The organism is Bacillus sp. CHD6a (genome assembly GCF_001293645.1).
Classification (GTDB): Bacteria; Bacillota; Bacilli; order Bacillales; family Bacillaceae_I; genus Sutcliffiella_A.
Window position 1 is genome coordinate 1 of record NZ_LBMD01000032.1, and the last position, 16,385, is coordinate 16,385.

Annotated in this window: 20 protein-coding genes; 10 read left to right on the forward strand and 10 right to left on the reverse strand. The window is 40.0% G+C overall.

Annotation, left to right across the window (positions count from 1 at the left end; translation table 11 throughout):
* Positions 1-93: 93 nt before the first annotated feature.
* On the reverse strand, positions 94-915 hold the full coding sequence (locus tag AAV98_RS17800; RefSeq protein ID WP_060666882.1) for an alpha/beta hydrolase family protein: 822 nt from the start codon (positions 913-915) through the stop codon (positions 94-96).
* A 73-nt stretch (positions 916-988) separates the two neighbouring features.
* Between AAV98_RS17800 and AAV98_RS17805 the strand changes: the two genes are divergently transcribed.
* Genes AAV98_RS17805 through AAV98_RS17815 form a run of 3 tightly spaced genes read left to right on the forward strand, consistent with a single transcriptional unit; the run spans position 989 to position 3,559 of the window.
* The gene (locus tag AAV98_RS17805; RefSeq protein WP_060666883.1) at positions 989-1,984 is read left to right on the forward strand and encodes an ABC transporter substrate-binding protein; all 996 of its coding nucleotides are present in this window, start codon (positions 989-991) and stop codon (positions 1,982-1,984) included.
* 11 nt (positions 1,985-1,995) lie between these two features.
* Entirely contained in the window at positions 1,996-2,775 is a 780-nt protein-coding gene (locus AAV98_RS17810; protein ID WP_060666884.1) for an ABC transporter ATP-binding protein, read from the forward strand.
* A complete protein-coding gene (locus AAV98_RS17815; RefSeq protein ID WP_060666885.1) occupies positions 2,753-3,559 on the forward strand; it encodes an ABC transporter permease in 807 nt (268 codons plus the stop codon). Before AAV98_RS17810 ends, AAV98_RS17815 begins: the two co-directional genes overlap by 23 nt.
* A gap of 18 nt (positions 3,560-3,577) precedes the next feature.
* On the opposite strand, the gene ytkD is transcribed toward AAV98_RS17815, so the two are convergent.
* The 3 genes from ytkD to AAV98_RS17830 all read right to left on the reverse strand — a co-directional run bounded on the left by ytkD (position 3,578) and on the right by AAV98_RS17830 (position 4,952).
* Positions 3,578-4,054, reverse strand: coding sequence for an RNA deprotection pyrophosphohydrolase (gene ytkD / locus AAV98_RS17820; protein WP_060666886.1), 477 nt, complete (start codon positions 4,052-4,054; stop codon positions 3,578-3,580).
* 105 nt (positions 4,055-4,159) lie between these two features.
* On the reverse strand, positions 4,160-4,480 hold the full coding sequence (locus tag AAV98_RS17825) for a hypothetical protein (protein WP_060666887.1): 321 nt from the start codon (positions 4,478-4,480) through the stop codon (positions 4,160-4,162).
* A 73-nt stretch (positions 4,481-4,553) separates the two neighbouring features.
* Positions 4,554-4,952 (reverse strand): phage holin family protein, encoded by a 399-nt coding sequence (locus AAV98_RS17830; protein ID WP_060666888.1) that lies wholly within the window; start codon positions 4,950-4,952, stop codon positions 4,554-4,556.
* Between the two features lie 147 nt (positions 4,953-5,099).
* Here AAV98_RS17830 and AAV98_RS17835 point away from each other — a divergent pair, with 147 nt between their 5' ends.
* Positions 5,100-5,336: a hypothetical protein gene (locus tag AAV98_RS17835; RefSeq protein ID WP_060666889.1), complete on the forward strand. Its 237-nt coding sequence runs from the start codon at positions 5,100-5,102 to the stop codon at positions 5,334-5,336.
* A gap of 67 nt (positions 5,337-5,403) precedes the next feature.
* On the opposite strand, the gene AAV98_RS17840 is transcribed toward AAV98_RS17835, so the two are convergent.
* Positions 5,404-5,844, reverse strand: a complete 441-nt coding sequence (locus AAV98_RS17840) for a Dps family protein (protein ID WP_060666890.1) — start codon at positions 5,842-5,844, stop codon at positions 5,404-5,406.
* 159 nt (positions 5,845-6,003) lie between these two features.
* Here AAV98_RS17840 and ytzI point away from each other — a divergent pair, with 159 nt between their 5' ends.
* Positions 6,004-6,159 carry a YtzI protein gene (gene ytzI, locus AAV98_RS20090; RefSeq protein ID WP_082380951.1) on the forward strand — a complete coding sequence of 52 codons (156 nt, stop codon included), beginning with the start codon at positions 6,004-6,006 and terminating at the stop codon, positions 6,157-6,159.
* A 113-nt stretch (positions 6,160-6,272) separates the two neighbouring features.
* On the opposite strand, the gene AAV98_RS17845 is transcribed toward ytzI, so the two are convergent.
* Together AAV98_RS17845 and AAV98_RS17850 are read right to left on the reverse strand one after the other, a co-directional pair.
* Positions 6,273-7,280 carry a TIGR03943 family putative permease subunit gene (locus AAV98_RS17845; protein ID WP_060666891.1) on the reverse strand — a complete coding sequence of 336 codons (1,008 nt, stop codon included), beginning with the start codon at positions 7,278-7,280 and terminating at the stop codon, positions 6,273-6,275.
* Positions 7,281-7,297: 17 nt separating this feature from the next.
* A complete protein-coding gene (locus tag AAV98_RS17850; RefSeq protein ID WP_060666892.1) occupies positions 7,298-8,302 on the reverse strand; it encodes a permease in 1,005 nt (334 codons plus the stop codon).
* Between the two features lie 225 nt (positions 8,303-8,527).
* On the opposite strand from AAV98_RS17850, the gene AAV98_RS17855 reads away from it, so the two are divergent.
* Positions 8,528-9,700, forward strand: coding sequence for an FAD/NAD(P)-binding protein (locus tag AAV98_RS17855; RefSeq protein ID WP_060666893.1), 1,173 nt, complete (start codon positions 8,528-8,530; stop codon positions 9,698-9,700).
* A gap of 32 nt (positions 9,701-9,732) precedes the next feature.
* Here AAV98_RS17855 and AAV98_RS17860 read toward each other — a convergent pair whose 3' ends face one another.
* On the reverse strand, positions 9,733-10,206 hold the full coding sequence (locus AAV98_RS17860; protein WP_060666894.1) for an S-ribosylhomocysteine lyase: 474 nt from the start codon (positions 10,204-10,206) through the stop codon (positions 9,733-9,735).
* Positions 10,207-10,345: 139 nt separating this feature from the next.
* On the opposite strand from AAV98_RS17860, the gene yidD reads away from it, so the two are divergent.
* A complete protein-coding gene (gene yidD, locus AAV98_RS17865; RefSeq protein WP_060666895.1) occupies positions 10,346-10,573 on the forward strand; it encodes a membrane protein insertion efficiency factor YidD in 228 nt (75 codons plus the stop codon).
* Here yidD and AAV98_RS17870 read toward each other — a convergent pair.
* The gene (locus AAV98_RS17870) at positions 10,570-11,136 is read right to left on the reverse strand and encodes a beta-class carbonic anhydrase (protein ID WP_060666896.1); all 567 of its coding nucleotides are present in this window, start codon (positions 11,134-11,136) and stop codon (positions 10,570-10,572) included. The two genes, yidD and AAV98_RS17870, sit on opposite strands and share 4 nt — an antisense overlap.
* A 166-nt stretch (positions 11,137-11,302) precedes the next feature.
* On the opposite strand from AAV98_RS17870, the gene AAV98_RS17875 reads away from it, so the two are divergent.
* Positions 11,303-12,487, forward strand: a complete 1,185-nt coding sequence (locus AAV98_RS17875; protein ID WP_060666897.1) for a GTP-binding protein — start codon at positions 11,303-11,305, stop codon at positions 12,485-12,487.
* A 92-nt stretch (positions 12,488-12,579) separates the two neighbouring features.
* The gene (locus tag AAV98_RS17880; protein WP_060666898.1) at positions 12,580-13,758 is read left to right on the forward strand and encodes a metal ABC transporter solute-binding protein, Zn/Mn family; all 1,179 of its coding nucleotides are present in this window, start codon (positions 12,580-12,582) and stop codon (positions 13,756-13,758) included.
* Positions 13,759-13,815: 57 nt separating this feature from the next.
* On the opposite strand, the gene AAV98_RS17885 is transcribed toward AAV98_RS17880, so the two are convergent.
* Positions 13,816-14,784 (reverse strand): CobW family GTP-binding protein, encoded by a 969-nt coding sequence (locus AAV98_RS17885; protein ID WP_060666899.1) that lies wholly within the window; start codon positions 14,782-14,784, stop codon positions 13,816-13,818.
* Positions 14,785-15,026: 242 nt separating this feature from the next.
* On the opposite strand from AAV98_RS17885, the gene AAV98_RS17890 reads away from it, so the two are divergent.
* On the forward strand, positions 15,027-16,379 hold the full coding sequence (locus tag AAV98_RS17890) for a cytochrome ubiquinol oxidase subunit I (RefSeq protein WP_060666900.1): 1,353 nt from the start codon (positions 15,027-15,029) through the stop codon (positions 16,377-16,379).
* Positions 16,380-16,385 lie beyond the last annotated feature (6 nt).

Here is a 16,385-nt window from a genome sequence, read left to right on the forward strand (position 1 = left end):
CTCTTTCCCCTCCCCACATTGCGTTTCGGGCGGAGAGAGAAGCCACCTCTCTGACATAGAAAGCGGAAGCCCCTGCTCCCCTCGCTCGCTCCATCACTGCTCCTTCATCCACCTCGTCAACCGCGCCACAATCCTCCTATTTTCTCTAGGCGGAAAATAATGAGTGTACTCCGGATAATACCACGCCTCCACGTGCACCCCCATCTCCTTTGCACACTTTTCCAATCTATAAGAGTGCTCAATTGAAACGTTTTTGTCCTGTTCTCCATGAATAATTAAAATAGGCGCTGCAAGACGGTCAAGCTCCAACAGTGGTGTCCTCCACTCATATCGCTCCGGGTATTTATTTGGAGTCCCCCCAATAACCCGCTTCATCATACGGCGCAGGTCCACTCTCTCCTCATAAGTGAGAAACATATCGGACACGCCGCCCCAAGACACAACAGAACACACTTCAGGGTAATTAATACCTGTCATCAGTGCCATCACACCGCCACGAGAGAAACCGAAGACATGAATACGATCAGCCTTCACTTTTTCATGACCCGCTAATAACTTAAAAGCAGCAAACGCATCCTCTCTGTCATCTCCAGCAAAATCCTCATTTCCCTCTCCACCTTGATTTCCACGGTAAAAAGGCGCCATCACCACAAAACCTTCTGAGGCAAATTGAACAATACGGCCAACACGTACCTGACCGACATTTTTGATGCCTCCCCTTAAATATAGAAATCCATCATACTCCCCTTCCGCTTTCGGTTCGGCTAACAGTCCCTTCACCTTCAAACCATCGCTATAATAGGTCACCTTAAAAACCCTGATATGCGGACTTGGTGATGGAAATGGAGTCTTTTCAACAATTGTTCCGTCCTGCAAAAATATTGCCTCCTTTTGACGCACTAGGCATTCACACATATTTAGCCCAAATCATACGCTAATCTATAAAAACATACAAAGCATATGCCCACAATTTCTGAGGAGGTAGGACATGAAAGGTTTAAGAATAGCGTTAAGTATATTATTATCTTTTGCTTTAATCGCCGCGCTTACAGCTTGCGGTGGCAGCAAAACAGAAAAGATACGGATTGCCGAAGTTACCCGCTCTATTTTTTATGCTCCCCAATATGTTGCGATTGAAAAAGGATTTTTTGAAGAAGAAGGATTGGAAATTGAATTAACGACCACTTGGGGTGGCGACAAAACAATGACCACTTTGTTAGCTGACGGGGCTGATGTAGCACTGGTAGGTTCTGAGACGTCCATTTATGTGTATGCGCAAGGTTCTAATGATCCTATCATTAACTTTGCTCAGCTTACCCAAACAGACGGAACTTTTCTAGTTTCAAGAGAGAAACTTGATAACTTTGATTGGGATAATGTAAAAGGCAGTACCTTCCTAGGGCAGCGTAAAGGTGGCATGCCTCAAATGGCCGGGGAGTTCGTACTCAAAAAACATGGCATTGACCCGCAGAATGATCTGAATCTTATTCAAAATGTTGATTTTGCAAACATCCCTAGCGCTTTCGCTTCCGGTACAGGAGATTTTGTGCAGTTATTCGAACCGCAGGCCAGTATTTTTGAAGCGGAAGGCATCGGATATATCGTCGCCTCTTTCGGGGAAGAGTCCGGTCACTTGCCATATACGACATTCATGGCAAAGGAAAGCTATTTAAAAGAAAATCCTGAGGCCGCAGAGAAATTCACTCGTGCACTCTATAAAGCTCAACAATGGGTGGAGGAAAACCCTGCTTCTGAAACTGCCAAAGTCATTCTTCCATACTTTGAAGATACGTCGGTAGAATTAATAGAGACCGTTGTGGACCGTTACAAGAGTCAAGGTTCTTTCGCCACTGATCCAATCCTCAGTCAAGAAGAATGGGATAACTTGCAAAATATTATGGACACAGCCGGGGAGCTTCCGCAATATGTGGAATACGGCACGTTAGTAAATACAGCCATTGCAGAAGAGGTAATGGAAGAATAGGATGATGAACGATGAGTTTATTATCAATTAATAATATAAATCACATCTACTTTACACCGGAACGGGCGACAAAGGTATTAGAAGACATCTCTATTTCTATTGAGGAAGGGGAGTTTATCTCCTTCCTCGGCCCAAGTGGTTGCGGGAAAACAACACTGTTATCCATTATTGCGGGTCTCCTTAAGCCGACGGAAGGGAGCGTATTATTAGGCGACAAACCTTCTAGAGACTGCGTCTCCAATATTGGCTATATGCTTCAACAGGATTATCTTTTCCCATGGAAAACCATTGAGGAGAATGTACTTCTAGGGTTGAAGATTGCAGATAAACAGACGAAACTAACGATGGAAAGAACTTTATATCTTCTAAAAGAAATGGGACTGCCGGATGTTGAAACATTATATCCATCTCAGTTATCAGGCGGAATGCGACAGCGTGCAGCGCTTGTCCGTACACTTGCCACAGATCCTCAACTCCTGCTTCTTGACGAACCATTTTCAGCACTGGACTACCAGACGAAGCTAAAGCTGGAGGATTTAGTTTTTACCACACTCAAGTCCTTTAAAAAAACCGCCTTGCTTGTCACCCATGACATCGGGGAAGCCATCGCCATGAGTGACCGCATCTTTCTGTTAAAAGCGAATCCAGGACGTTTGGCGAAAACATTCATCGTTCCAGAAGAGTTAAGAAACATGATCCCATTTGAAGCAAGGCAGCACCCCGATTTCTCCTCCTTGTTCCAAAAAATTTGGAAGGAGTTGGAGCAACTTGAACAAGAAAGCGAACATTGATTTTCTTCACCAAGGTTACTTAAAACAGCTTAAAAAGGTAACGTATCAGGTAAGGTTATATCAGCTAATCATTTTTATTGTCTTTTTTTCCGCTTGGGAGCTTGCCGGAAAAAACAGCTGGATCAATCCATTGCTGTTCAGCTACCCGAGTCGGATCTGGAATCTTTTCTTAGATAAAATTAAAGACGGTACGCTGCTTTCCAATATCAGTATCACAGTAACCGAAACTATCTTCGGCTTCATTCTCGGAACACTCATTGGAACGATTATGGCTGCCATCCTCTGGTGGTCGCCGATGGTTTCTAGAGTGCTTGAGCCTTATTTAGTCATTCTTAATGCAATGCCTAAAGTCGCTCTCGGCCCCATACTAATTGTTGCCATTGGTCCTAATATGGGGTCGATCATCACCATGGGCGCTATTATTTCTGTTATCATCACAACCATTGTCGTGTATACCGCCTTTAAAGAAGTAGATGATAACTATCTGAAAGTTCTGAGGACCTTCGGGGCAACTCGGAGGCAACTTTTCCAGCAAGCAGTCCTCCCAGCGTCCTATCCTACTATTATCTCCACCCTTAAAGTGAACGTTGGATTGGCTTGGGTCGGCGTCATCGTCGGCGAATTTTTGGTCAGTTCCAAAGGACTTGGCTATATGATTATCTATGGCTTTCAAGTATTCAATTTCACCCTCGTTCTTTTGAGCTTATTGATTATCGCAGTATTTGCGACAATCATGTATCAATTGGTCGAGTACCTTGAAAAAAAGCTTGTTAAACATACGTAAAAAAGAAAGAGCAACTCCTCAAATAATGGAGTTGCTCTTCTTTATTTTATCAAGACAATGCGTCAAAACATCGTCTTTCATAATGAAACTAAACTTATTATCTTTTCTTATAGTTGCTGGTATCTCCTTCAAGAGGACAGGACCATTCGTTTCAAAGTATGTAGACTGCTTTTCTAACGTATCAATTACTGCAAAATATACATTTTTAACGATGACTTTTTCTCTTCCATCCACTTTATACTGCCCTATGTATTTCAGCTGGGACACATGTCCACCTGTTTCTTCCTTTACTTCTCTAATCGCACCTTGGTCGGCGGTTTCCCCATTTTCTACTTTTCCACCCGGAAACTCCATTCCCCTGTTTTTATGACTGGTCAACAGCCACTGATCCTGGTAACGACAAATAACCCAGACGTGTTTGGGGTCTCGAGAAAAAGGATGGTCTTCAAAGGATAACATCACTCGGTTGTTATAAATATCTTCAAACTCATACATACTATCGAAACTCCAATATCTCTTTTTTCTTATTTATCTTATCATAGTAGCATCGAAAATGTGAGAGTCAAGTACCTTATTTAGACCATCATGGATAAAAAACTTCTATTCGATTAAATCGTCCATTAATCCCTGATCTTTAATGTGGGCCTTCGTTGCTTCATCCCCAAGCTCATAAATCATCTTAAACGCCTGTTGCAATCCGTTATCATATGCATCATTTGTTTTGTCAAAGTGATATTGTACATACGGAATATGGGCACGCCAAAAACCTTGCCAATCAGAAGAATAATTTTGATCGAAAATTTCCCGTAAATGTGTTATTTCATCATCTGTTGCCTGTATCTGATAGTCCCAAGAAGATGCTGTACTCACTTGTGAAATTGAACCCTCTGCTAGTGAAATGTAGTATGTTTTACGCTCCATGTATCTTCACCCTTTCCAGTATCTTCTCTTATTTTCACACAAAATCCCTTCTTTATTCTTTTAGGTTTGCTAGTTACGGATCCGCCTTTTTCTTAATGGCATCCATAACTTTCTTCAAGATGTTCGGTATCGGTACTCCCATACGTGCCGCGTTTTCCATAATGGATATGAACTCATTTACCAAATAAAATAAGATTGTAACGTCTTTAATTAGATTAGTACCTAAAATAATGTCCAACACATGAGCAATCGTGACTAATGCAAAAATAAATATCTTTTGTGCGATACCTTTAAAACTCTCTCGACTCGAAAGACGCTTTTCAACAAATGCAGCGATGATTCCTGTTAAATAATCCACGACAACAAACAAAATTAAAAAAGTTAATAGAGAACTAAAGCCTCCGTAAAAAAAAGAAGCTATGGAACCTAGGAATGATGCAATTCCCAAACAAAAAATATTGTACTTGTCCATGACAAATTCCCCTACCCCCTCACTACTTTCTATATTGCATATTATGCAAAATAGTAAAAGCCCGTTACGAAATAATAGAATTTTGTGTATGAACGAATATAATTGGTGAAAACTAATCATTATTTTACTAGAGGAGCTAGAAAAAACATGAAATCATTTGAGACGTTCGTAAACAAATATCATAAAAAATGGATTCGAGATGATGAAGATATAGATGCCGTTGCGTATTCTATCGTGAATAGCTTTACTAGGGAGCAATGTATCGATCTATTAGCGGAATTATCAGATGAAGACCTTCATCAAGTGGTGGCAGAATTGGTAATGGAGCAGGTAAAAGAGTTGTTGATTAGTGGAACTAATGGGGACCAAGGTATGCTTCACTAACTTTTCATAGAAAAAAAGAGCCTGATGGAAGGAGATTTTCCACTCCCTTGCATCAGGCTACTCGTTTTTATTTTCCTAAGAATGCATGCAACATCCAGTTGTGTTTCTCCACACTTTGGTGAATGGCAAGAAGCATATCACCCGTGGTTTCATCTCCAACTTTGTCCGCAATCTCCATACCTTCTTTTAACTCTTCTATGAGGGTAGAGAAGTCGCTAGCAATGGATTGGACCATTTGCTCTGCCGTTTCTTTCCCTTCCGCTTCATGAATAGTGGATATCTCCAAGATCTCTTTCATCGTTCCTACTGGAGTTCCCTCAATAGCTAGCAATCGCTCTGCCAATTCATCAATATGTATGGCAGCCTCTCCGTATAACTGTTCAAACTTTTCATGAAGTGTGAAAAACTCCGGCCCTTTTACAAACCAGTGATAATTATGTAACTTGATATAAAGAACACTCCAGTTTGCTACTTGTTTATTAACTACTTCTGTCAACTGTTTAGACATTTTGTTCCATTGCCTCCTTCAACTATACCAATAGAGTATATAGGTTATTTACCCCTTATAGCGTTCCCCTAAACAAAGGACTTATGCCTTGATTAGTCTTTGTTAGAAGGTAATAATGTATTATATCGAAAATTAACTTATCCGGAGGTATATACACCCATGATGACCATATTAATCATCTGCATCATCATCGTACTTGTTGTGCTATTTCTCACCCTTCTCTCCACTAACAAAGCCTACAAATACGAACACACCATAGACCCAATCGAACCAACACAAAACCAAAAAGCCCCCGATGATGAGGAGAAGAAATAAAAAAAATTCCTTTGGGGGTCAGACCCCTAAAGGAATTTTGCATCAAACGTCGAAACCCCCTGAGCATCAGGCTCAAGGGGTTTCACTACTAATAGTCTTTAAGGTAAAGGTTATTAGTAGTATTCATAGATATATGGTGATTCTGGTTGTTCTACTTTTTCAAGGGTTTCTACTTCGACATAAGGAAGGGTCCAGTTATTGTATTGAGTGGTTGTCAAGGTTCCGCTTATTTTCACCCAGTCATCGTTTTGAAGGTCCCCTGCCCCGCTCATAGTGGACAATGTTCCATAAACACTGGCATCTGCAACGCAACAAGACAAACCAAAACGTGCGACAACAAACTGATTCTCCGTAAAGTCTGCTTCACGGTACACAAATCCGATCATCTCTATTTTCTTGCCGACAAATTCATCAATGCTCATATCTATGATGTTCATCATCGGAATGTATCTCTCATCATCCACTACAATGGTATCCATCTCAAGCATCTCAGCCTTCAATTCTTCATAATAACCTTCCGGGGGTTCTTGCAATTCAAATCCTTCCGGATGCTCTAACGGTGCGTCAGCTAATTGCTCATCAATCTCCGGTGCCCCGCTTTCTTGATCCTCCATATACCCTTCAGGATCATCTAAGTAAGCTTCTGCCCTTGAAGTTTCCGATTCACCACCGTTTCCTCCATCTTCAGTGGTGCCACCTGATGGACCATCAAATGCCCCTGCCTGTTCACGCTGTTCCACAATCTGTTTGGAATTTGTAAAACCTCGCTTATCGATAATAGAGCTGTCCAAAATGTTTTCAGGAAACATGAATCCTGTCACAACAGGGAATACAAACATCGAATAAATCAATATAGATTGAATGGGAGTAGATGACTCCCCATGGTCAAATCCACAATTACACACCAGTTCCTCTTTATCTTTAGAGCCACTGCGCCAGATCTGCACGATTCCAAGAATAAACAAAGTTCCTGCTGCAAAATACATAAATGGCATCATCCGAGGTGCAATGAAATTCGTTATATTTCCAGTGGCCAGAAGCTTAAAAAACAAAAGAGTAAATCCCAGCAATATGATTCCACGCAAATAAATATGGAACCCATAATCACGATTGCTTTCCATCTATCATCATCCTCTCCCTACAGCACAAGCTGCTGGAAAATAAGTATCGCTGCGAACACGACAATGGTTACAACTGCCATAAAAACAAGTACAAATTTTGTACGGAAATAGGCAAAAAGCATAAATGTATTTTTCAAATCGAGCATCGGTCCATATACCATAAACGCTAACAAAGATCCCACTGTAAAAGTTGAACCGAATGATGCAGCGACGAAGGCATCCGCTTCTGAACAAAGTGAGAGCACAAATGCAAAAGCCATCATGACAGCTGGAGACAATACTTCATTCTGTCCTAGCGCCATTAATACATTACGATCAAGGAAAGTTTGGAACAAGCTCGCGATGAACGCACCGGCTATCAAGTATTTCCCCATATCAAAAAACTCATCACTAGCGTGGTAGAAGGTCGCTTTCCATTTATTCTGCTGTAGTGCCGGCTCCTCCATTTCTTGTCTGCCTACCAATTCACTTTTCGACCAACGAAGCTGGTTTTTATTATCAAAAAGCAACAACATCAAAAAGCCGATAACTATACATAGAATAAAGGCAAGTCCAAATCTACCATATAAAATAGTAGGATCGCCGTTAAATGCGAAGTATGTAGAAGCTACAACTACCGGGTTAAGAATAGGTGCACCTACAAGTAAGACCACCCCAACATGAAGCGGCATTCCTTTTTTAATTAATCTGCGAACAACCGGAATAATCGCACATTCACAGATTGGTAGAATGACCCCAAGTAATGCTGCCGGAATAATGGCACCAATGGGACTCTTAGGTAAATATTTTTTTATTTTTTCCTCTGAAACAAATGTTTGAATCAATGCAGAGGCGAAAACACCAAGTAAGATAAACGGTATGGCTTCAATGACAATACTAAGAAAAATCGTATTTACATTTAGCCACGAGCTTGGAATATCAAATGAAATTTCCTTAAAGTCTATAAAAAAGAATAGGTATAGGAAAACTCCAATTAAAGCAAGCCCAATCAAATCCTTTAAAAGACTACTGCTTTTCCTCATTCTTCTACTCCTATCATATTTTCTATTTTGTATTATAACATATCAAACTTTTAAAACTTTATCTTTGTTACTAGCAATATATGTCTAATCTATTAACAGTATGATAGAAAAGTATAGAAAACTAGTTCGTGTTTTTGCTTCTTGATTCCTTAGGCATATTCCTATACTATATGAAATATCTACAATCGTAATGATTACTATTTGCAAGAAAGAGGAGTGTTTACTATGCTTCAATGGATTATCATCGGGGGTGGCATACAAGGTTTAACCGTTGCCACCTTTTTACTAAAAAAGAATAAAACCACTATTAATAAATTGAGAATCATTGACCCAAATCCAAAGCCTTTGGAAAATTGGAAAAGGTGTACCTCCACCATTTCCATGCCGTACTTAAGATCGCCCTCTGTTCATCATTTGGATAAAGAACCATTCAGCTTGCAAGCTTTTTCTAAAAAAGAACATAAATATCAACCTAACACAGACTTTTATGGTAGATATAAAAGGCCATCCTTACAAATGTTTAATGATCATTGTGATCACCTAATAAATGATTTAGATATCCAACAAGCTTATGTCCCAACAAAGGTTCGTCATGTAGAGAAGAGCGATGGATATTGGAAGGTGTATCTTGAAAATGGAGAAGTGTTAAGAACGGAAAAAGTCGTCATTGCCATTGGAATAAGTGATCAGTTGCATCTCCCTGAATGGGCTAGCAACCTAAAAAAGGCACGTACAAACTCTTTATTTCATGTTTTTGACAAAAAACTTCCTCCTTTTGAAGAAATGGATGGACCGTTTGTAGTTGTCGGTGGTGGAATAACTGCCACACATTTAGCAATCAAACTGGCCACTTTGTTTCCAGGTGAAGTCACGATGCTAAAACGCCATCCTTTTAGGGTCCATGACTTTGACAGTAATCCAGAATGGCTTGGTCCTAAAATGCGACAGCCATTTGTCAAAATGAAAGATTATGAAAACAGGCGCAAAGCAATAAAATCTGCAAGGCATAAAGGCTCCATCCCTTCTGAATTAAGAAACAAAATTAATCACTTTGTTCGAACAAAAAAATTAACGATTAAGAATGGTGTTGTAAATAATTTTCTGCTCCAGCACAATGATGTACAGCTGCTGCTTGAAAATGGAGATACAATAACAGGCAGGTCGATTATTATGGCAACAGGTTTTGAACAAGGTCTTCCAGGCAGAGAATGGCTGGAGCCTGTCATAAAACAAGAAAACCTTCCATGTGCAAAGTGCGGCTATCCCATTGTTAACCACATGTTGGAATGGGCACCTAATCTTTATGTAAGTGGAGCACTAGCAGAACTTGAGGTTGGCCCCATTGCACGTAATATTTCAGGTGCTAGAGTGGCAGCAAACATCATATCCTCCATATAAAAAGGATGACCCATACGAGTCATCCTTTCTTTTTATCCAAATACTTTTTTCAAGTCTTCTTTATCCTGATCTAACCAGAACTTCATCAAGCGTTTTGCACCTTCAAGATCGTGAAGCTTTGCTTGACCGCACTGTTTTTCATTGGATGCCGGAATCTCTTCTACTTGGATACCATCCTTTAATGTGTCTTCCATTAAGTCAACAATTTCATCTACTGTAGGCTCCCCGCTTACCACTAAATAGTAACCAGTTTGGCAGCCCATTGGAGAAATGTCGATAATATCGAAATGACTGTACTTTTCCGCATGTGTACGAATGTTGAATGCCAATAAATGCTCCAATGTGTGAATAGCGTCTGGCTTCATCGCTTGTTTGTTTGGTTGGCAAAAACGAATATCATATTTATTAACAACGCCGTCTGTTCCTACTTTGTGAACTCCACAATGACGAACATAAGGAGCTTTAACCGCATTATGATCTAGTTCAAAACTTTCTACTGAAGGCATAATTGCACTCTCCCTTATCTAAAAGTTAATTACAGTATAACACAGATTCAATTCCAATTAAATTCATCTGATTTATACGAATTTAATAAATTTTTGGTTTCTCAAATTTTCGATTATAATTTACCTGAGGTGACAGTATATGAAACATGTCTTTTTAATTATCATTCGGTTTTACCGTAAATTCATTTCTCCATTAACACCGCCAACGTGCCGATTTTATCCAACATGCTCCCAATACGGAATGGAAGCTATTGGACGCTTTGGAGCCATCAAGGGCGGTTGGCTGACAATAAAAAGAATTCTTAAATGCCACCCATTTCATCCTGGCGGAATTGATCATGTACCTGAAAAGGAAGAAAAAGGTTAATTTTGTTCATACCCGTTCACAACAAGATCCAGTTTTCCTGTGTGTGGATCAATGACCAATCCATGCACAGGTACCCCTTCTGGCATTAGAGGGTGGTTAGCAATCATATCCACACTTCCACGGACGCTTTCCTCTACACTATCAAACCCTTTTAAGAAACCTTTTACATCAATACCTGCATACTTCAAATCTTCAATCGTTTCTTTGGTTACTCCCCTTGCTTCCATCTTTTCACGCATGCCTTCAGGACTGATTTTCCCCATTCCGCAATCGTGATGGCCAACAACCAAAACTTCATCCGCATTAAGTTCAAACACAGCGACCAATATACTTCTCATGATACTTCCGAATGGATGCGATACAATCGCTCCGGCATTCTTAACAATCTTCATATCTCCATGTTTCAGGTTCATCGCCTTTGGTAGCAAATCCATCAGCCTTGTATCCATACAAGAAAGGACAACTAACTTTTTGTCAGGAAATTTAGTTGTCTGGTATTGAATATATTCCTCTTTTTCTACAAATCCCGAATTGTGTTCTAAAATTTCATCCAGTAATTTCATCCTTTTTCCCTCTTTCTGAATAATAGTTTAGATTCCCTTCTTTCAATATGACAAACTCAAAGCAAAATGACAATATATATAGCTTGTTTTCTATTTGGTTTTTTAGTACTATATAAATTGCAAATCGTAAGTATTACGTTTTATTAGAGAGAGGATGTTAGTTTTTATGAAAAAGAAAATACCTGTAACAGTGCTAAGCGGTTACCTTGGTGCAGGAAAAACAACACTGTTAAATCATATATTATCCAATAGAGAAGGTTTGAAAATCGCTGTCATCGTAAACGATATGAGTGAAGTAAACATTGATGCAGCTTTAATCCAACAAGGAGGTTTCTCCAGAACCGAAGAAAAGTTGGTAGAAATGCAAAACGGCTGTATTTGCTGCACATTACGAGAAGACCTCATGAAGGAAGTGGAACGCCTCGTTGATGAAGGGAACATTGACTATATTGTGATCGAGTCCTCTGGCATAAGTGAACCAATCCCTGTTGCCCAGACTTTTACTTACTTAGATGAAGAATTTGACATTGATCTTACAGAAAAGTGCCGCCTGGACGCAATGATAACCGTTGTGGATGGTTTCCGCTTTTATGATGACTATCAATCCGGCGAAAGCCTTCTAGATCGCAAACAGGGAACGGATGAATCAGATACACGCGAAATATCTGATCTATTGATAGACCAAATTGAATTCGCTGATATTCTTTTATTAAATAAAACTGATTTACTAGAACCTCAATACGTAGTGGAATTAGAGGCACTATTGAAGAAATTGAACCCAGAAGCAAGAATAATTCAAACAGTGAACAGCCAAGTAGAATTGGAAGAGATTCTGAACACAGGGTTATTTGACTTTGAAAAAGCGAGCCAGGCTGCTGGTTGGATCAAGGAATTAAACGAAGAGCACACTCCTGAAACGGAAGAATACGGGATCTCTTCCTTCGTGTACCGCAGAAGAAAACCATTCCACCCAGAGCGTTTCAAGAACTGGCTAGATAACTGGCCGGAAGAAATCGTTCGTGCAAAAGGTTTCTTCTGGCTTGCTTCTAGGAATGATATGGCTGGACTAATTTCTCAAGCAGGTGCCTCCATTATGATTCAGGGTGCAGGAGAATGGGTTGCTAGCTACAGTGAAGAGGAAAGACAGTTAACATTACAAGAAGAACCTGAATTACTAGAAAGATGGGATGAAACATATGGAGATAGAATGACCGAACTTGTCTTCATCGGCATTGAGATGGAACAAACACAGATTGAACGCTCATTAGACACCTGTCTTCTTACCGAAAAAGAAATGAATGAGGATTGGTCTGAGTATGCAGACCCTGTTCCCGCTTTTATCATAGAGTAATTGTAAAAATTTTAAAACATATTTCATATTTGTTCTCAAAACGTAATAGTTACGATATAATATGTTGGGATATAAAACGAGAGGAGAAAACAATGAAAGCTAAATCTATTTTTATTGCAATGATACTAGTAGTTTTTACATTCTTAGTTGGATGTAATGCAGATAATCAAGCTTCTGACGGCAGCGAAAAACTAAATGTTTATACGACCATTTTCCCGTTAGAAGACTTTACAAAGAAAATTGGCGGTAATCATGTTGATGTAAAGTCTGTCTTTCCACCTGGTTCAGATGCACATACATTTGAGCCTTCCACGAAAACAATGAGTGAAATGGCTTCTGCCGATGCTTTTATTTATACAGGTGTTGGTGTGGAAGGATTTGCTGATAAAGCAAAAGATGTGTTGGAAAATGAGGATGTTACAGTTGTAGCAGCTGGTGATGGAATTGAACTCCGTGGTGAAGAAGAGCACGCTCACGAGCATGAGGACGAAGCTCATGAAGAAGAGCATAATCACGAACATGAGGACGAAGCTCATGAAGAAGAGCATAATCACGAACATGAAGACGAAGCTCATGAAGAAGAGCACAATCACGAACATGAAGACGAAGCTCATGAAGAAGAGCACAATCACGAGCATGAAGACGAAGCTCATGAAGAAGAGCATAATCACGAACATGAAGACGAAGCTCATGAAGAAGAGCACAATCACGAGAATGAGGACAAAGGACATGAAGGGCACGATCACTCAAATGGCGATCCGCACATTTGGTTAGATCCTACACTATCAATTACACTTGCTGAAAACATTAAAAACGCACTGGTGGAACTAAAGCCAGAAGCGAAAGAAGATTTCGAAGCTAATTTCGAATCCTTAAAAACTGACCTTGAAAAATTAGATTCAGAATTCAAAGAAGCATTGGATAGCGCGAAAACAAACAAAATTTTAGTTAACCACGCAGCATACGGTTACTGGGAGAATCGTTATGGCTTGGAGCAAATCAGCGTTAATGGTTTATCTCCAACCCAAGAGCCATCACAGAAACAATTAACAGAAGTTATCCAAACTGCGCAAGAAAATGACATCAAGTACGTTATTTTCGATCAAAACATCAGCGGGAAGATTGCTGATGTGGTAAAAAATGAAATTAAAGCAGAAGCATTGGTCCTTCATAACTTAGAAGCAATTACTGAAGAAGATGCAGAAAATGATGAAGACTATTTCAGCTTAATGCGTAAGAACTTAGAGACATTGAAAAAAGCGTTGAATTAAGTTTGGATATGGAAAGAGGCAGCCGATCTCGGCTGCCTCTTTATTTGCTTACTACTCCTATTCCCCTCTCAATGCTTCACAAAACTTCTCCACTTTCTTCTCATCAATCTCTTTTCCAATCAGAATAATGGAAGGCTCTACGTTCCCTTTCTCCATTCTGTTCAACACTAGTGTGGATGCAGCATACTGGAACTCGTATAAACCTGGCGTTTCATCAAGCTGCACAATGCCTTTGGATCTTACCACGTTTTTAGATAGCTTCTTCAATTGTTTCTCAAGAACCACACGATTAATCGGCTCGGAATACGTCACTTTTACAGCTTCAATGTGATGGTGGTGATGATGGTGGTGGTGACCATCATGATTATGTCCATCACCTTCTCCATGCTTATCTACCTTCACTTCTCTCCATTGCATTCTCTTTTCCAAAAGGATCTCCAATGGAACCTCCCCATAGCTAGTCCTGTAAACAGGAACATGATCATCAAGCTCATCTGCAAGCTTAGACTCCACCTTAATCAATTCTTTCTCCGAGACGAGATCCATCTTGTTTAGCACCAGCAAATGAGCAGATGTGACTTGTTCCTTCAACAAACCTCTGATCTCTTTAGAGCTATTAAAGAAGCTTTGATACTCAAGATAGTGACTGGCATCCACGAGACCAATCATGGACTGCAATTCAAAATAATCCATATAGAGAGGGTTCAATAAAACATCTTTGATTTCAAGTGGATTGGCAACACCTGTTCCTTCAATAATCAAAACATCTACCTTTTCACCTACATATTGATCAAGAGTAGATTTCAAATCATCTTGAATGGTACAGCAGATGCATCCATTGAGAAGTTCTACCACACTTTCTCCCTGAAAAAGATGAGATTCCACATTTTCATCCCCGAGTTCATTCAAAATAATCCCTGGTTTTAGACCCTGACTTTTAAAGTGGTTTAACATATGTAAAAGCACGGTTGTTTTTCCGCTTCCCAAAAACCCGCTTATAACGTAAACTGGTACTTTTTTTGACATTATATTAGCACTCCTTACATTTAACTTATTATCCTAATACCCATTATACAATGGACTCAAAAGCAAATACACCGCTAGTAAATCGTAATCATTACGCTTTTTATTCTATAGCTAAAACCTTCTTTATTCAAGTTATTTACCCAATCAGCTATATCGTAAAATTTTAACTAGTAAAATATGTATAATTCGTGGAAAAATGTGGACTCTAACGTTATACAAAAGCACGAAGGGACGTAGCCAAAATGGAAGATGTAGTCATTGCTCGATCATTGTTTGGAACCACAATGGGATTTCATATCATATTTGCAACACTTGGCGTTGGGATTCCTTTAATGATTCTCATTGCCGAATTAATGTATCAAAAAACGCAAAACCGTGAATATGCAATAATGGCAAAAAGGTGGACAAAAGCAAAAGCGGTGCTGCTAGGTGTCGCAATTCCTACAGGTACAATTGCCGGAGTTCAACTTTCCCTTTTGTGGCCTGGATTTATGGAAGTCATCGGTAAGGTCATGGCTCTCCCTTTTCAGATTGAGATATATGCGTTTTTCATTGAAGCATTATTCATTTCCATATATGTGTATGCTGCAGACCGCATTTCACCCTGGATGCGTATTTTGAGTGTGACACTTGTTACCATCGGTGCGGCAGCATCCGCTGTTCTAATTACCAATGTCCATGCGTTTGAAGGAACACCTGCTGGCTTTCGGATTGAAAATGGCCAGATTGTCGATGTGGATCCTTGGGCCGCTTTTTTCAATCCTAGTTTCGTCGTTACAGCTGCCCATGTGGCAGTCTCTGCTTTTATGACAGGGGCCTTTGTCATTGCCTCTGTTGCAGCATATAAAATGTTACGAAACAAGCATGATGAGCGGGTCTATAGATTTCACCGAAAGGCACTGATCATGGGACTTGTTGTGGGAGGAATTTTTTCGTTTATGACCGCTATAAACGGACATGAATCTGCCCAACAGTTGCACCAGTATCAACCAGAAAAATTAGCAGCAGCAGAAGGACTGTTTGAAACCCAATCTCATGCCCCTCTTGCAGTGGGAGGATTCACCGATCGAGAAGCTAAAGAGGTTAAATGGGGAATTGAGGTACCTTGGGCATTAAGCTTTTTAGCAGATGATCGTTTTGACACGGTAGTTGTCGGTCTGGACGATTTTCCCGAAGAGTATTGGCCGCCATTATTTGTTCATACCCTTTTCAACGCAATGGTGGGGATCGGTTCGCTACTGATCATGCTCTCATTAGTTGGGTTCTTTTGGAGTAAGATTCTCAAAAAAACAACCTATCCCAAATGGCTTATGTGGTTGTTTGTCGCTGCAGGTCCACTCTCGATGTTGGCTATAGAATTTGGATGGATTTTCGCGTGTACTGGAAGACAGCCATGGGTTATTTATCGCGTAATGTTAACGGAGGATGCGGTTACAGGAAACCAAAATCTTGCGGCATTGTTTATAGCGTTTGCAGGTATTTATGTACTTCTAGGTGTTGCAGTGGTAATGGTCCTTCGCTATTACTTCAAGCGACATCCAATTGAGGACGAGTTGAACGATATTCCCCCTACATCTACTGGGGTTCAAGCATAAGGAGGA

What these genes read in the sequence shown, in the direction of transcription:
- AAV98_RS17800 (WP_060666882.1), bottom strand. Translation starts at nt 915, where the DNA reads ATGTGTGAATGCCTAGTGCGTCAAAAGGAGGCAATATTTTTGCAGGAC.
- AAV98_RS17805 (WP_060666883.1), top strand. Translation starts at nt 989, where the DNA reads ATGAAAGGTTTAAGAATAGCGTTAAGTATATTATTATCTTTTGCTTTA.
- AAV98_RS17810 (WP_060666884.1), top strand. Translation starts at nt 1,996, where the DNA reads ATGAGTTTATTATCAATTAATAATATAAATCACATCTACTTTACACCG.
- ytkD (WP_060666886.1), bottom strand. Translation starts at nt 4,054, where the DNA reads ATGTATGAGTTTGAAGATATTTATAACAACCGAGTGATGTTATCCTTT.
- AAV98_RS17825 (WP_060666887.1), bottom strand. Translation starts at nt 4,480, where the DNA reads ATGGAGCGTAAAACATACTACATTTCACTAGCAGAGGGTTCAATTTCA.
- AAV98_RS17830 (WP_060666888.1), bottom strand. Translation starts at nt 4,952, where the DNA reads ATGGACAAGTACAATATTTTTTGTTTGGGAATTGCATCATTCCTAGGT.
- AAV98_RS17835 (WP_060666889.1), top strand. Translation starts at nt 5,100, where the DNA reads ATGAAATCATTTGAGACGTTCGTAAACAAATATCATAAAAAATGGATT.
- AAV98_RS17840 (WP_060666890.1), bottom strand. Translation starts at nt 5,844, where the DNA reads ATGTCTAAACAGTTGACAGAAGTAGTTAATAAACAAGTAGCAAACTGG.
- ytzI (WP_082380951.1), top strand. Translation starts at nt 6,004, where the DNA reads ATGATGACCATATTAATCATCTGCATCATCATCGTACTTGTTGTGCTA.
- AAV98_RS17845 (WP_060666891.1), bottom strand. Translation starts at nt 7,280, where the DNA reads ATGGAAAGCAATCGTGATTATGGGTTCCATATTTATTTGCGTGGAATC.
- AAV98_RS17850 (WP_060666892.1), bottom strand. Translation starts at nt 8,302, where the DNA reads ATGAGGAAAAGCAGTAGTCTTTTAAAGGATTTGATTGGGCTTGCTTTA.
- AAV98_RS17855 (WP_060666893.1), top strand. Translation starts at nt 8,528, where the DNA reads ATGCTTCAATGGATTATCATCGGGGGTGGCATACAAGGTTTAACCGTT.
- AAV98_RS17860 (WP_060666894.1), bottom strand. Translation starts at nt 10,206, where the DNA reads ATGCCTTCAGTAGAAAGTTTTGAACTAGATCATAATGCGGTTAAAGCT.
- yidD (WP_060666895.1), top strand. Translation starts at nt 10,346, where the DNA reads ATGAAACATGTCTTTTTAATTATCATTCGGTTTTACCGTAAATTCATT.
- AAV98_RS17870 (WP_060666896.1), bottom strand. Translation starts at nt 11,136, where the DNA reads ATGAAATTACTGGATGAAATTTTAGAACACAATTCGGGATTTGTAGAA.
- AAV98_RS17875 (WP_060666897.1), top strand. Translation starts at nt 11,303, where the DNA reads ATGAAAAAGAAAATACCTGTAACAGTGCTAAGCGGTTACCTTGGTGCA.
- AAV98_RS17880 (WP_060666898.1), top strand. Translation starts at nt 12,580, where the DNA reads ATGAAAGCTAAATCTATTTTTATTGCAATGATACTAGTAGTTTTTACA.
- AAV98_RS17885 (WP_060666899.1), bottom strand. Translation starts at nt 14,784, where the DNA reads ATGTCAAAAAAAGTACCAGTTTACGTTATAAGCGGGTTTTTGGGAAGC.
- AAV98_RS17890 (WP_060666900.1), top strand. Translation starts at nt 15,027, where the DNA reads ATGGAAGATGTAGTCATTGCTCGATCATTGTTTGGAACCACAATGGGA.